General features: G+C 74.1%; 1 protein-coding gene. It reads left to right on the top strand.

The genetic code is table 11. The features are described from left to right. A partial coding sequence (locus AC5RUJ_RS17810) for an NAD(P)H-hydrate epimerase (protein WP_494156457.1) occupies nucleotides 1-680 on the top strand: 680 nt, incomplete at both ends.

Here is a 680-nt window from a genome sequence, read left to right as displayed (position 1 = left end):
AAGGCTGGTGAGGCTCCGCAGCTTCGGGAGGCCGCACGGGTCATCGGCGAGGCGGCCGCGACCTGTTGTGCCGCCGACGTGTTGGTCGACGGGATGTTGGGCACCGGCGCGTCCGGGGCATTGCGGGGACCGGCCCGGGAGCTGGTTCAAGCGGTCCTCGAACCGGAGCCGGGCCGCCGCCACCCGCGGATCGTGGCGTGCGACCTGCCCAGCGGCGTCGACGCCGAAACCGGCGAGGTGAACCACCCCGTGCTGCCGGCGGACCTCACGGTCACCTTCGGCGGAGCCAAGACCGGCCTGATGCTGGATCCCGCGGCGGCGCTCGCCGGTCGGGTGGAAACGGTGGACATCGGCATCGCGGACCTCCTTCCGGCGCCGCGGCTGCGGCGGCTCCAGGTACAGGATCTGGCCCGCTTGTGGCCCGTGCCCCGCCGAACCGACCACAAGTACACCCGCGGGGTGCTCGGTGTCGCCGCCGGCTCTGCGTCCTATCCCGGGGCTGCCCTGCTCGCGACCCAGGCGGCCGCCGCCACCGGCGTGGGCATGATCCGCTACCTCGGCCCGGCCGAGGTGTGCCGCCAGGTCAACGTGCTGACCCCCGAAGCCGTCTGCTCGCAGGAGTCCGTCGCCGCCTCCCGCGTTCAGGCGTGGCTGGTGGGGCCGGGAACCGACGGCGACGC

This window comes from Arthrobacter sp. Y3223164, from assembly GCF_059091005.1.
This window is presented reverse-complemented; position numbering and strand designations above follow the sequence as displayed.